This window comes from Kineothrix alysoides, assembly GCF_000732725.1.
In the GTDB taxonomy this organism is placed as follows: domain Bacteria; phylum Bacillota; class Clostridia; order Lachnospirales; family Lachnospiraceae; genus Kineothrix; species Kineothrix alysoides.
The window spans coordinates 920,969-934,165 of sequence record NZ_JPNB01000001.1 but is presented as its reverse complement, the minus strand read 5'-3'; the positions used below and the strand labels follow the sequence as shown (position 1 = coordinate 934,165).

The window sequence follows — 13,197 nt, the reverse complement described above, 5'->3', positions numbered from 1 at the left end:
ACTTCACTAATCTACAATTCCGCCCTCTACTACCAAGCTGTCCGCATCCACGCTGTCTCCATATACCGGCTTCAAGGTCTCTTCGAAATCCTTATGGAAGAACTGCTCTGCCGCCAAGCTCTCGATTTCTTCATTAATCCAGTTAAGAAGCTCGGTATTGCCCTTCTGTACCGCCGGAGCGATCGTATCCAAATTTCCGATGGATTCAATGCCTACTGCGAAGCCTTTGTTCTGCAAAGCCCAAGCCAATACCTCCGTATTATCCGTGGAGAAGGCATCTCCCCTTCCGTCTGCCAGAGCGTCATACGCTTCCTGATATTCGTCAAATTTCAAAAGATTGATCTCCGGATAATTCTCCTGGAAATAAGTTTCTGCCGTAGTTCCTTTTACTACGATAAGTGTCTTTTCCTTTAACTGCTCCACATCCGTTATCAGATTGCTCTCCGGAGAAACCACACCCAAGGCTACTTTCATATAAGGTAATGCGAAATCTACCTGCTCGCTTCTTTCGTCCGTTACGGTAAAGTTAGCTAAGATAATATCTACCTTAGCAGATTTCAAATACTCCACCCGGCTGGCTGCTTCTACATATACGAATTCTACCGCATCCTCACTGCCGAATAAATCCAAAGCGAGACGCTTTGCAAAATACACATCATACCCCTGTACATCACCGTTGGCATCTACGTAGCCAAAGGGGTTTTTATCGCTGAACACACCGATTACCAGCTTTCCGTCCGCTTTGATGTCCTCTAAGCTTCTCGCCTGCGCCGAAGCTGAAGCGTCTTGCGATTCTGCCGGCTCTGCGGCACTTTCTGCTGCCGGTGCTGTTTCTTCCGTCGCCGGTGCAGCCGTGGAAGCTGCCTCCTTCGTCTGGCCACAGCCCGCCAGTACTCCTGCTAATAAACCTGCTGTCAAGATGACTCCTAATAATTTCTTTTTCATAATAATCCTCCTTGTTTGCGCGTGAAAAATTCATTTTTCACACTGCTCTCTCCTTCATTTTGTTTATATTTCTAACGCTTCATAATGAAACGTATTTAGAAACTGTTTTGCTCTTTCCGTCTTCGGATAGGCGAAGAATTCCTTTGCCGTATTCTCCTCTACGATAACGCCCTGATCCATAAACATGACCCTGTCCGCCACCGCTTTCGCAAATTCCATTTCATGGGTTACGATTGCCATCGTCATCCCCTCCTGTGCCAGCTTCAACACTACCTGAAGCACCTCGCGGACCATTTCCGGGTCCAGCGCTGCCGTTATTTCATCCAGAAGCAATACCTCCGGATTCATGATAAGGGCACGCACTATGGCTACTCTTTGCTTCTGCCCTCCGGACAGCTGCCTCGGGAAAGCATCTTTTTTATCGGACAGCCCCACCCGTTCTAACAAGGCTAATGCCTCCCTCTCCGCTTCCTTCCGGTCTCTCTTCTGTACCTTTACCGGCGCCAGCAGAATGTTATTTATAATACTAAGATGAGGAAACAATTCATAGCTTTGAAATACCATGCCTATTTTCTGTCTGTGCTGATGAACGTTCTTATCCTTTCTTCCGATAGTCTCACCGCCTAGAACGATGCTTCCCTCATCGATGGGCTCCAGCAGGTTCAGGCATCTTAAAAAGGTGCTCTTACCGCATCCTGAAGGGCCTACAATGACTACCACCTCTCCCTTTTGCAGATTGAAATTGATATCTTTCAAAACCGGTTCGTCTTTTTCATACGATTTCGTTAAATGCTTTACTTGTAAAACTTCATTCATTTTTTCATTTTGCCTCTCTGAAATTCTTAAGATGATTTATGGTATTATCCTAGATTTCGTATTTCTTTTCCAGCCATAGCGACAGCCTCGAAAACGGATAACAAACGATAAAATACATGATGAATATCACTCCGTATATCCAAAGCGCGGCGGTGGGCGTCTGATACCTCGATGCATCTATGATCTGCTTTCCCACCTTTACTACCTCAACCACGCCTATGAGCACCACCAATGATGTTGTCTTTATCATTCTTGTAAGAAGGTTCACGGCAGGAGGCAGCAATCTCCTTATCGTTTGCGGGATGATTACATAAAAATAGGTCTGCAGCGTATTCATCCCCAAGCCGCCTGCACTTTCGTATTGATGCCTCGGCGTAGCGATAAGAGCGCCTCTCACCAAATCCCCCATTTCCGCAGTTCCCCAAAAGGTGAACACAATAATGGCTGCTGTCTCACCGGACATATTGATTCCTAAATGTTTCGCTGCACCGAAATATACGAGGAAGAGCAGAACCAACTGAGGTAAAATTCTGACAGTTTCCAGATAAAGCCTCGTAATACATCGCACCGCCCTATTGTGCATCGTCATGACCATTCCTAAAAAGAAGCCAAGCAAAACGGAAAACGCCATAGAGATTACCGCTATGCGAAGGGTTACCCATAGGCCTTCCCACAGCCTTATAAAATTCCTACCCTGAAACAGCACTTGTATCCCCAAATCCTGCATAGCGTACTCTCCTTTCTATGAATGATGCAATAACAGATATCGGAAGCAGAATTACCAGATAAGCTGATACCAGCATGAACAACGCTTCATCCGTCTTGTAATAAATACCGATCAAATCCTTTGCTACAAACATTAAATCCGCCAGCGCTACCGCGCTGAACACCGAAGTTTCTTTTATCAAAAAAATGACATTTGCACAAAACAGAGGTACAGAAGTGGACACTGCCTGCGGTAGTATGATATGCCGGAATATTTGGCTGTTTGTAAAGCCCAGGCTTAGTCCCGACTGCGTCTGTATCTGCGCCACATTATCCAGTCCTGAACGAAACGCCTCCGACATGTAGCTGCCTCCTAAAAACGCCAGTCCGATAATCCCACAGCTTTCTGAGCTAAGTACTACTCCCAGTTTGGGAAGGCCAAAATATAGAAAAAACAACTGTATCAAAAGCGGAGTATTTCTCGATAGTTCTATATAAACATTTGCTATCTGTGTCAGTACCGGTATCTTCAAGTATTTTGTTATGCTTGTAACCAGCCCGATCAAAAATGCCAGCAGGATTCCCATGGCAGCTATTCTCAAGGTCAGCCATGCCGCCTCGGTATAAAGCGGCAAATGCGTTCTCATAAATTCCAAATCCATCTGTCTTTCTCCTTCTCCCTCTCGTTTCGGCGCAAAAAAAGAAGCATATATATGCTCGTACCTGCTTTCCATCTTTCGGCTCTTTCCGCGGTGTCACACGGCCAAAATCAATTCCTATCAAGTCTATAGGTTTAGTATATTATCGATTTTATATATTGTCAACACTTTTTATAAATTAAATATCTTATAATTTTATGGAAAAAAATTACCTTTACTTTCCTTTTTTTCAACATAATTTATAAGAAAATGAAACGGCGGCTTTGAAGTAAAAAAATCAAAGCCGTCGTTTTAATCGGGAAATACATATGAAAATATATATCATATCATGGCTTTTTTATTTGCCGTATGATATTGCTTTTTTATAATTATTTGTCCAAGTCCCATATAATTCCGTTCTTATCGGTAAGCATAGCGTGCAGACTGCCCCAAAAGGTCTTTTGAAGTTCATAGCCTACCGTACTGGTAGTCTTTAGATTATCATATATCTTCTGTATTTCCTCGTCAGTTTCCAATTTAACATAAACATGAATGGTATCGTTAGGCTTGTCCGATTTTTCCCTGTCGCCAAAAAACAGAACGCAATTTTCATTGATATAGAGTTCTGCGTGCATCAATCTTTCAGGATTTTCATGGGAAGGAACGGTATTTTTAATTTCGCCTCCAAAAATGCCCTGATAATAATTCAGGTTCTCCATAGTATTTTCGATGAATAGGTTGGGGATTATTGTTTTCACAATTCATTCTCCTTATTTTAGACTTTTTCACTATTTTCTGCAAAAGCTTTGAGTTCTAGTCTTAAATGTGCGGCTTCTTATTCTTTCGGTATGGTTACCGTAAAGCAGCTTCCCTCATTTACCTTACTGCTTACATTGATCGTGCCTCCATGAGCCGTAACGATAGATTTGGCAATGGTCAGCCCTATTCCTGCGCCGCCCGTCTTACGGCTGCGGGATTTATCTGTCCGGTAAAAACGCTCAAAAACGAGGGGCAACTCCTCCTGCGGGATTCCAATACCGTTATCTTTCACCCGAATATGCCCTTCTCCCGAAGCGTCTGACACTTCGACAGAAATGCTGCCGCCCTCCGGCGTATATTTTATGGCATTGGATAAGAGGTTTATCGTCACTTGAAGCATTCTGCTTCTATCTGCCAGAACCACCGCGGATTCTCCTCCTACAGACATGACAAGTTTCTTCTTCGCCCCTTCCGCTTCCAGCGTTTCGAAGGCTGCCTTAGCGATTTCCAACAGGTCCGCCTGCTCCTTTTTCAGCTTCAGGTTATCTCCTTCCACCTTGGCCAGACGCCCCAGATCCGCCACCAGATTTCCAAGGCGAAGTATCTCCTCATGACAACTGGAAAGCCGTTCCGGTGTAGGCTCCCATACGCCTTCCAGCATTGCTTCCAGATGGGAACCTACTGCAGTAAGTGGAGTACGAAGCTCATGAGCGATATCCGTAGTTAATCTTTTTCGCAGATTCTCCTGTTCGTTTAACGCGTCTGCAAGCTGATTGACGGCGGTTACCAAATCGTTAAGCTCTCTGGTATTCGTCTCGCTTTCGAAACGGATATCGTAGTTTCCTTCCGAAATCTCCTTGGCGATATAAGCTGTCTTTGTCACAGGCCTCGCTATCCGGCGAGCCATCAGACTTCCCACCACAATAGAAAAAAATCCCGCCAAGGCACCGATTATAAGCAGGACGATATTTAACGTATTGATAAAGAGGAAGTCATTTTCACTAAAAAAGAAGGGCCCGTAATAGGTAATGGAAACAGAGCCCACCTTCTGCCCACCCTGTTCGATATCATAGGTATGGGACACAAAGCCTCCATCCTTTTTCAGTTTCTCCATTCGTGCAGAAATCTCATCCATGACCTGCCAGCATTTGGACATGTCATGGTTTTCCGCATCCCAGAGCAAATTTCCGTCTGCATCGTAAATTTTTATAATATAGCTTTCATATAAAGCATACATACCAATGGTATGTAAGAAGTCCTGATTCCAACTGCGAGTGAGCCCATTGTACTGGGCACCGAGATCACTTACGATATTCTCGCTCCGTACCTGCTCCTGCCTGGCGATGTAGTCCTCGAACTCCTGATTGATAAACCAATTGGAAAATACACTGCTGAGCGCTACTGTAACAAGCACAATCAGCAGTATGGATAAAGACAGCTGGGTCCTTAAGCTCCGCATCATTCTAATCGCCTCCAAATTTGTAGCCCAGCCCGTGGACGGTCAGGACATATACCGGCTTCTTAGGGTCATCCTCAATCTTCTGGCGCAGGTTTTTAACGTGGCTGTCGATAGCCCTGTCATAGCCCTCGAATTCGCTGCCTAACGCGATTCCTATGAGTTCTTCTCTGGTGAATACTTTTCCGGGATATTTGATGAGCGCCGACAATATTTTGATTTCATTGGGTGTCAGGCTGACTGCATGTCCCGACTTCTGAAAAATATTTTTTTCAAAGTCCACGATGAAATCGCCGTCATGAAACGAATTCCTCACATTTAACGGCATAAGGTCATTCTGCGTTCTCCGCAAAATGGCCTCCATGCGCGCATATAATTCTTTCAGGCTGAAAGGCTTGGTAATATAATCGTCTGCACCGATTTCCAAGCCATACAGCAAATCATTTTCTTCCGCCCTGGCAGTAAGCATCAGTATAGGTACTCTCGACTTCCTCCGTATCGCCTTACAGACCTCCTCGCCTGAAATATCAGGCAGCATCAAATCCAAAACTACAAGCGTAATATTCTCCCTATCGAATATCTCGAGAGCTTTCCCGCCGTTCTCAGCGGGAAAGACATGAAAGCCCTTGTTCTCCAAAAGCGCAGAAATTACCTCGAGTATTTTAGGTTCATCGTCCACAACCAATATATTTTTGCTCACGCCCGGCATAGCAGCTCCATTCCTCGAATTATTTGATTATGCGACTACGTCGTAGCCTTGGTCTTCGATTTCTGCTTTAATTTCATCTACGGATACCTTGGAAGGATCGAACTCTACCGCTACCGTCTTACCCTTCAAATCCACATCCACACCGGACACACCCGACAAAGCTCCTACCGCGCCGGTAACAGCCTTTACGCAATGTTCGCAGGACATACCATCCACATTTAAAATCACTTTTTCCATTTTGAAAATCCTCCTGTCAGTTTCCTTTAGTTTTTTTGTTTGTTTCTTGTTTCATTTATTTTCAATATTTTATTCACCTAAATCAAAGGGTTTTAAAAACTTATACACTTCTACCATCTTTCCATTTTCCTCGACCTTTACCGTAGCATATGCCCAGCCTTGCACTTTTTCCGGAGAAACGCCTGCCTCTATCAAAGGCTGGGGATCAAGTACGAATACGATATCCTTATCCTGTACATCGCCTGTTACAGAATTTGTACCCATATCCTTCGCCCATTCGAACATATTTCCTCCATCCAGCTTCACGCCGAAGTGATCCATGGCGGAATGATAGTTTATCTTGTCTCTATGCTCCTCTACGATCCTCTCATAGGCAGCAAGGGGAGTAACTGCAGCCCCTTCCTTAAATGTCTCTGTCCCTAACTTCGTACCGGCTAACAGTTTATCTCCGGATAAGGTGTAATTGTCCGGCAGTTTTCCTGCATCCAGACCTGCATCGAGAAACGGCTGTATATCGAATTCCAGCATCGCGTCGTAGTAAGGGCTTTGACTGTAATCTCCGCTCCATATAAAGCGTACCGTATCATCCGGAGCATCCAGACTATATCCGCTGTTCGCTTCATCAATTTTAACACGCTCCGGTATCTTTTGCAAAACCTCCGCAAAAGAAGTTCCAGAGCCCCTTCCGATCACATCCAGGCTGCCGCCTGCCGTAGTGACAAGGACGAGGAGGAAGGAGACTACAGCCAGAACGGCAACCGCTGTCGCAATAATAGCTTTTATATTTTTCTTCATATCAGTTCACCTCTCCTTTCGCCGTAACGGGCTTGAATCTCTTTAACCGCAGGGCATTAGTCAGCACGGAAACCGAGCTTAAGCTCATGGCTGCCGCCGCGAAAATCGGGTTGAGAAGCGGACCGCCGAACAAATAGAGCAAGCCGGCAGCAACCGGAATACCGATTACGTTGTAGCCGAAAGCCCAGAAAAGATTTTCTTTTATATTTAAAATTGTCTTTTTACTCAAATGAATTGCCGTAGGAACATCCATAAGGTCGGAGCGCATGAGCACGATGTCGGCGCTTTCCATCGCCACATCCGTGCCGGAGCCGATTGCGATACCGATATCCGCCTGAGCCAGCGCCGGCGCATCGTTAATGCCGTCGCCTACCATCGCTACCTTCCGGCCTATTTCCTGAAGCTTCTTCACCTCGCTTGCCTTATCCTGAGGAAGCACTTCCGCAAGCACGCGGTCAATACCTACCTGACGGGCGATGGCTGCGGCCGTTCTCTTATTATCACCGGTAATCATCGCTACTTCGATGCCCATTTTGTGAAGGCTGTCGATAGCAGCCCTGCTGCTTTGCTTTACTACGTCCGCCACGGCTATAATGCCTGCCAACTCGCCGTCAAGCGCTATATACATAGGAGTCTTACCTTCCTCCGCCAGCCGGTCGGAAGCCGATTCGAAATCCTTTAAACCGATATTTCTTTCCTCCATCAGCTTACGATTGCCTGCCAAAACGGTCTGACCGCTTATCAGTGCTTCAATGCCGCGTCCCGTAATGGAGGTAAAGCTATCCACCTTGAGGATGTCGTATCCTTTCGCTTCTGCCCTAGCCACAATCGCTTGCCCGAGGGGATGTTCGGAGCTTTTTTCCGCCGAAGCCGCGATTTGAAGCAGCTGCTCTTCTTTCGTTCCCCCAGTCGCCAATACATCCGTAACTGTGGGCTTTCCTTCCGTAATCGTACCCGTCTTATCGAATACAATAGTATTAATTTTATGAGCGATTTCCAACGCTTCGCCGCCTTTGATCAAAATGCCGTTCTCCGCACCCTTTCCCGTACCGACCATAATGGCCGTCGGTGTTGCGAGACCAAGCGCACAAGGGCAGGCAATTACCAGCACCGAAATAAAAATGGTCAGCGCGAACTTCACATCTCCGCCCGTTCCGAAGAACCATGCTGCTCCTGCCAGAAGGGCAATAAGGCAGACTACCGGTACGAAATATCCGGATACGATATCCGCCATCTGAGCGATGGGAGCCTTTGAGCCCTGCGCATCCTCCACCAGCTTGATAATCTGTGAAAGAACCGTATTGCTTCCGACTTTTTCCGCACGGAAACGTATGGTTCCGGTCGTGTTAATAGATGCGGCATAGACTTCGTCATTCGCCTTTTTATCCACCGGCATACTCTCGCCGGTAAGCATTGATTCATCGATTGCGGTATTTCCTTCGATTACCGTTCCGTCAACAGGTATCTTTGCACCGGGCTTTACAACAATGATATCCCCCACTTCCACTTCATCGATCGGTATTTCCTTTTCTTCTCCATTATGAATAATGATTGCCGTTTTGGGAGCCAGCCCCATCAGCTTTTTGATGGCCTCTCCGGTACGTCCCTTGGAAACTGCCTCCAGCGATTTTCCAAGAAGAATCAGGGTTATGATAACTCCTGCCGTCTCGAAGTATAGAGATTCTACCGCATGAAAGTTTCCTTTTGCAATCTGAAATACATTATAAGCGCTGTAAATGACTGCTGATGTGGTTCCTACCGCGATAAGGGAATCCATATTCGGACTTCTCTGCCAGAGGGCTTTAAATCCTATCGTATAAAATCTGTAGCCTACGCCGATAACCGGAGCCACCAGTATGATTTGCAGCATCGCATAAATAAGAGGAAACTGCATGGGGTTTAACCCTGAGGGAAACGGAAGGCGCACGAACTGAATCATGGGGGCCATCGCTATATATAACAGCGGAAGGGAAAATACCGCAGACACGATGAATTTCGTCCAAAGAGTGCGTATTTCCTTCTTCTTTCGTATTCTGTCCTCGTCGGCTGCATCCGCCTTATTCGCTTCCAGAGCCTGATACCCGGCTTTCTCGATGGCTTCACGGATGGCAGAAAGCCGTACCTGCTGGGGAAAATAAGACACTGAAGCTTTTTCGGTGGCATAGTTTACCGATACGTTTTCTATACCCTCCAGCTTTCCAACTGCCTTTTCCACTCTCTTTGCGCAGGCCGCGCAGGACATTCCTCCGATTGGAATCGTTACGTTCTGGCTGGCGGCTTTTTCTACCACCTCATAGCCTATTTTAGTTACTCTGTCCTTAATAGCATCCAGTTCAATCAGGGCGCTGTCATATTCTACGAACAGCTTTTCACTGGCAAGATTCACATTCGCCTGTTCGATGCCATCCAGCTTGCGGACAGTTTTTTCAATTCTTTGGGCACAAGCTGCGCAGGTCATGCCATGTATATCTAATACTCGACTTTCCATCTTGTATTTATCTCCTTTCCATTCCATATCTGCATATTTTAGAATTCCGGCCATTGCGGAATCAGCAACTATTATGCTCTTGCAAGATCATTTTTTGTAATTGCTTTTGTCATAATTTCATTTTAGCGTAAATAATTCTTTTTGCAACTACGCACTTTATTGTATAATAGTACCTAAAAAGGTACTATAGTGTTTTTTCCACTTCCCGGCACTTGACCTTTGACCACCGGCGTTGTATTATAGTCCAAATAATTGTTACGTCAATATAGGCTATAGACAGTTACGAAACTTTCGAGTTATGAATCTTCTAAGATATGATTATCTAAGTAATAAAAGTTTTGGATATCATTTGGAATGTTATGAATTACACAATCGCCTATTTTCAATTCGAATAATAAAGGAGGAATGCGTTATGCTTTATAATTGCCCTGTAGAAACTACCCTTAAAATGATCGGAGGTAAATACAAAGCACTTATCCTATGGCATTTGATCGATTCCACGCTTCGTTTCGGAGAGCTGCGCAAGTTTATTCCGCAGGCTACCCCTAAAATGCTCACCCAGCAGCTTCGGGAATTGGAAGAGGACAATTTAATATGTCGCACGGTATATCCGGTGGTACCTCCCAAGGTGGAATATTCCCTGACTGAGCTGGGGATGAGCATTCACCCTATTTTATCAGCCATGTATGGCTGGGGCTCCGATTATCTTAAAAACAATGGCATGGAAATAAATTGTTCCATGCATCTTGAATAATAATCCTTCGTAAAATCAGTAAAATATCATGCTTATTTCCAATTGGAGAATATTTGCTCGGATTCCTGTAAAAAGCTGTAAGGTATGGTAATGGCGTCATCCGTCACCGTTTTGTTTTCATCGAAAATCGGCCACGGGTTGCATCCTCCGGCTTCTACTTCCACGCGATCCATCGGGAACTGATTACCGCAGTTTTGACATACCAGTTTGTCGCCATCCTGCTTGTAATAGCCTCTGCCGGAATCGTAGCATACCTGACAAGTATTAAAAGCGGTGCGGATGCTTCCATCAGATGCCTTGACTGCTATGACCTCCATATCGATTCCATCCACTGTAACCGGATAAAAAGAAGCTTCCTCTGTAATATCCGAAACGGGAATGATCAGGTCCTCTCCTGTCGATGCTTCGGTTTTCACATCATTCGAAGTACCTTCTTCTATAGGCTGCTGCACTTTTGCGGTTTCCGTTTCAGAAACCGCATTATCTTTCTGCCCGCAAGCCGCCAATAAAAGTGTGGGTAAAAGTATCAAAACTATACATGACGCACCTCTCCTGAATTTCTTTTCTTTTTTCCCTCCGCTTATTTCATTACTTTTTCCGTTAGACTTCATAGCTATTTTCTCACTAAATGAAAACATTTTCTTTTCTCCTTTTGACCTTTATTTTGTTATTTTAAAGTTGTCCAGTGTGCTGTCTCATCCATTTTTAGTTAAACAGGCAGTACTGTTTGACTAATTATGAATGGGACATCACACTAGTCTTCGTCCCGCTTTTTATTACGTCCTACGAGAAGCACCCCGATTAAAATTGCTGCTGCCGGCAAAATACAGTGCCAGTGACTCAATAAGAAATCCATGCTATTAGCTCCTTTCTGCATAATCTCACTGACAGCAAGATGCACCTGCTTGCTGCGTAAAATATTCCTGCGGATATACAAGCGTCTCATGAGAGGAAATCTCCGCTTTTACCGCGTCCAAATCAATATTATCCAAGCTGTCTACCACCTTTATATATCCGAAAAACTGATTGCTTCCGTCATAGAACTCGAAATCTGCCGAGGGTGCAAAGTATAAAGGGTTCTCACCCTTCGCCAGGGAGAGCTGCGCATAATATGCAGGCACAATTATTTCATCCAAGCCCTGCATATTCGTGGACTGGTTATCGATGTTCCATAATACATTCACACCTGCCTGAATGACCGCAACTGCCGGCTGGAAACCGTCGTCCGTCAGCGTTACGTTTATTTGCTGTATATTGTTGCCTGATTCATCCGTTATGGGTTCTGCTATGGCAATATCTTCTACCGGAATCACATAGTCGGAAGGTATCGGTTCAGGGGCAGCCGGAGTGGTATCAAAAGCGATAGGCCCCGAAGAGGTATCTTCCCCGCCTTCCACTACGGTAATGGAACCGCGGATCATACCCATCCAGCAAGTATATTGGAAGGTTCCCGTCTCCGTAGGGGTAAATTCTACGATGTTTTCACCGTCTGTAAATTTGTGCTTGATACCGTATTCCCGAATGATCATTTCGTTGTTACATCCGTTGATACTGCCCTGGGGCGCATCGATGACCCATTTTACAGGCATCCCTGCCTGAACGGTAATATCGGGATATCTGCCGGAGGAAAGCGTGCTGTTTACTACCTGCACTCCATCCTCTGTTTTCTCGCCTACAATATCTGCCTGCCCGTTGCCGCCTTCTTTTGCAAAGGATAAGGGCTGGTATATTCCCGCCAGATTTACTCCTTGTGAAAACATGGATAAGCCCAGTACTACCACCAGCACCGCTCCGGCAGTCATTATCTTATTTGTGAACTTTTTGCCAAGTGCCGTTCCTGCCGCGCCAAGCCCGAACATCAAGGGTACGGTTCCCATGCTGAACAAAAACATGGACATCGCCCCCGCAAAAGCGTTTCCGGTGGAAAGGGCATAAATCTGCATGGCCTGCAAGGGGCCGCAGGGCATTAATCCATTTAAGAGACCTACGATAAGAGGACTTTTGCTTTTTCCCTTTTTTGCATTGATTTTTCTGGCGAATACCTTGGGCATCCTGGGATTCAATCTGCGAAGCCATGGAAATATTCCCAGCATGTTGATTCCCATAATTACCATGAAAACTCCCGCCGCCAGTTTCAAAGCTCCCTGCATCGTATCGGAAAAAGTAAATACTGAGCCCAGTGCTCCAACGATAAAGCCTACTACGGTATAAGAAATCACACGTCCGAAATTATATAAGAATGTCGGTCTGAGAAAAGCAAAACGGCTGCTTTCCTCTTCCAGAGGCCTTACCGGAATGCACTGCGACAGATTAATGCCGCCGCACATGGCCACACAGTGTACCGATGTGATCAGGCCTATAACAAAAAGCATCCCATATCCCATATTCGTTTCCGCAAGCTGACTTGGAACGAGCAAATTCAAAAGGCCAAACTGCTGTATGATAATATAGAGAGAGAAAATTATGAGAAGCAGCCCTACTGTTCGGCTGTTTCCCGATACCCCCTTATCATTTTCCGTCAGCACCTCATAATCCAGCCGTTCAATAACAGAAATAATATCTTTTAAAGAAATAATGTCCGTATCGTATGTGACGTGGGCAGTCCCTGCGTTATAGCTTACCGCAGCGGACTGTATGCCTGCGGTATTCCGCAGTTTTTTTTCAATTTTATTTTGACAGCTGACACAAGTCATGCCGCCGATTCGCAATGTTTTGGATTTTACACCCGATTTCATTTGGCGTCCTCCTTTTAATCTTATGGCATGAGTATATAAAACAAATTTGTAGAAGTTATGGAGAAGAAAAAATTTTTAATATCGCATTTATTTTTAATGTAATAGACGCACTTTCCTATTATAAATATTATTGAACTTCGGTCATTAATTTATTGACATC

At 45.2% G+C, this 13,197-nt stretch carries 13 protein-coding genes; 1 reads left to right on the top strand and 12 read right to left on the bottom strand.

Going from position 1 to position 13,197, the window contains the following annotated elements; all coding sequences use genetic code 11:
• Positions 1 to 6 precede the first annotated feature (6 nt).
• The 10 genes from CC90_RS0104505 to CC90_RS0104460 form a co-directional block, all read right to left on the bottom strand.
• A complete protein-coding gene (locus CC90_RS0104505) occupies positions 7 to 945 on the bottom strand; it encodes a cysteine ABC transporter substrate-binding protein (RefSeq protein ID WP_031389625.1) in 939 nt (312 codons plus the stop codon).
• A gap of 63 nt (positions 946 to 1,008) precedes the next feature.
• On the bottom strand, positions 1,009 to 1,785 hold the full coding sequence (locus CC90_RS0104500) for an amino acid ABC transporter ATP-binding protein (RefSeq protein WP_278245472.1): 777 nt from the start codon (positions 1,783 to 1,785) through the stop codon (positions 1,009 to 1,011).
• 25 nt (positions 1,786 to 1,810) lie between these two features.
• Positions 1,811 to 2,488 carry an amino acid ABC transporter permease gene (locus CC90_RS0104495; protein WP_031389623.1) on the bottom strand — a complete coding sequence of 226 codons (678 nt, stop codon included), beginning with the start codon at positions 2,486 to 2,488 and terminating at the stop codon, positions 1,811 to 1,813.
• Positions 2,451 to 3,128 (bottom strand): amino acid ABC transporter permease, encoded by a 678-nt coding sequence (locus CC90_RS0104490; protein WP_031389622.1) that lies wholly within the window; start codon positions 3,126 to 3,128, stop codon positions 2,451 to 2,453. Before CC90_RS0104490 ends, CC90_RS0104495 begins: the two co-directional genes overlap by 38 nt.
• Before the next feature lie 365 nt (positions 3,129 to 3,493).
• A complete protein-coding gene (locus tag CC90_RS0104485; RefSeq protein WP_031389621.1) occupies positions 3,494 to 3,862 on the bottom strand; it encodes a VOC family protein in 369 nt (122 codons plus the stop codon).
• A gap of 77 nt (positions 3,863 to 3,939) precedes the next feature.
• Positions 3,940 to 5,325: a sensor histidine kinase gene (locus CC90_RS0104480; RefSeq protein WP_031389620.1), complete on the bottom strand. Its 1,386-nt coding sequence runs from the start codon at positions 5,323 to 5,325 to the stop codon at positions 3,940 to 3,942.
• A 1-nt stretch (position 5,326) separates the two neighbouring features.
• The gene (locus CC90_RS0104475) at positions 5,327 to 6,028 is read right to left on the bottom strand and encodes a response regulator transcription factor (RefSeq protein ID WP_031389619.1); all 702 of its coding nucleotides are present in this window, start codon (positions 6,026 to 6,028) and stop codon (positions 5,327 to 5,329) included.
• 27 nt (positions 6,029 to 6,055) lie between these two features.
• Positions 6,056 to 6,265, bottom strand: coding sequence for a copper chaperone CopZ (gene copZ / locus CC90_RS0104470; protein ID WP_031389618.1), 210 nt, complete (start codon positions 6,263 to 6,265; stop codon positions 6,056 to 6,058).
• Positions 6,266 to 6,334: 69 nt separating this feature from the next.
• Positions 6,335 to 7,060, bottom strand: coding sequence for a hypothetical protein (locus CC90_RS0104465; RefSeq protein WP_031389617.1), 726 nt, complete (start codon positions 7,058 to 7,060; stop codon positions 6,335 to 6,337).
• Between the two features lies 1 nt (position 7,061).
• Positions 7,062 to 9,548, bottom strand: a complete 2,487-nt coding sequence (locus CC90_RS0104460) for a heavy metal translocating P-type ATPase (RefSeq protein WP_031389616.1) — start codon at positions 9,546 to 9,548, stop codon at positions 7,062 to 7,064.
• A 412-nt stretch (positions 9,549 to 9,960) separates the two neighbouring features.
• Between CC90_RS0104460 and CC90_RS0104455 the strand changes: the two genes are divergently transcribed.
• A complete protein-coding gene (locus tag CC90_RS0104455; protein WP_031389615.1) occupies positions 9,961 to 10,302 on the top strand; it encodes a winged helix-turn-helix transcriptional regulator in 342 nt (113 codons plus the stop codon).
• A gap of 32 nt (positions 10,303 to 10,334) precedes the next feature.
• Here CC90_RS0104455 and CC90_RS22085 read toward each other — a convergent pair whose 3' ends face one another.
• Both CC90_RS22085 and CC90_RS0104440 read right to left on the bottom strand, forming a co-directional pair.
• The gene (locus CC90_RS22085) at positions 10,335 to 10,940 is read right to left on the bottom strand and encodes a DUF2318 domain-containing protein (RefSeq protein WP_242843241.1); all 606 of its coding nucleotides are present in this window, start codon (positions 10,938 to 10,940) and stop codon (positions 10,335 to 10,337) included.
• Between the two features lie 243 nt (positions 10,941 to 11,183).
• Positions 11,184 to 13,037, bottom strand: coding sequence for an urease accessory protein UreH domain-containing protein (locus tag CC90_RS0104440; protein ID WP_031389613.1), 1,854 nt, complete (start codon positions 13,035 to 13,037; stop codon positions 11,184 to 11,186).
• Positions 13,038 to 13,197: the final 160 nt, after the last annotated feature.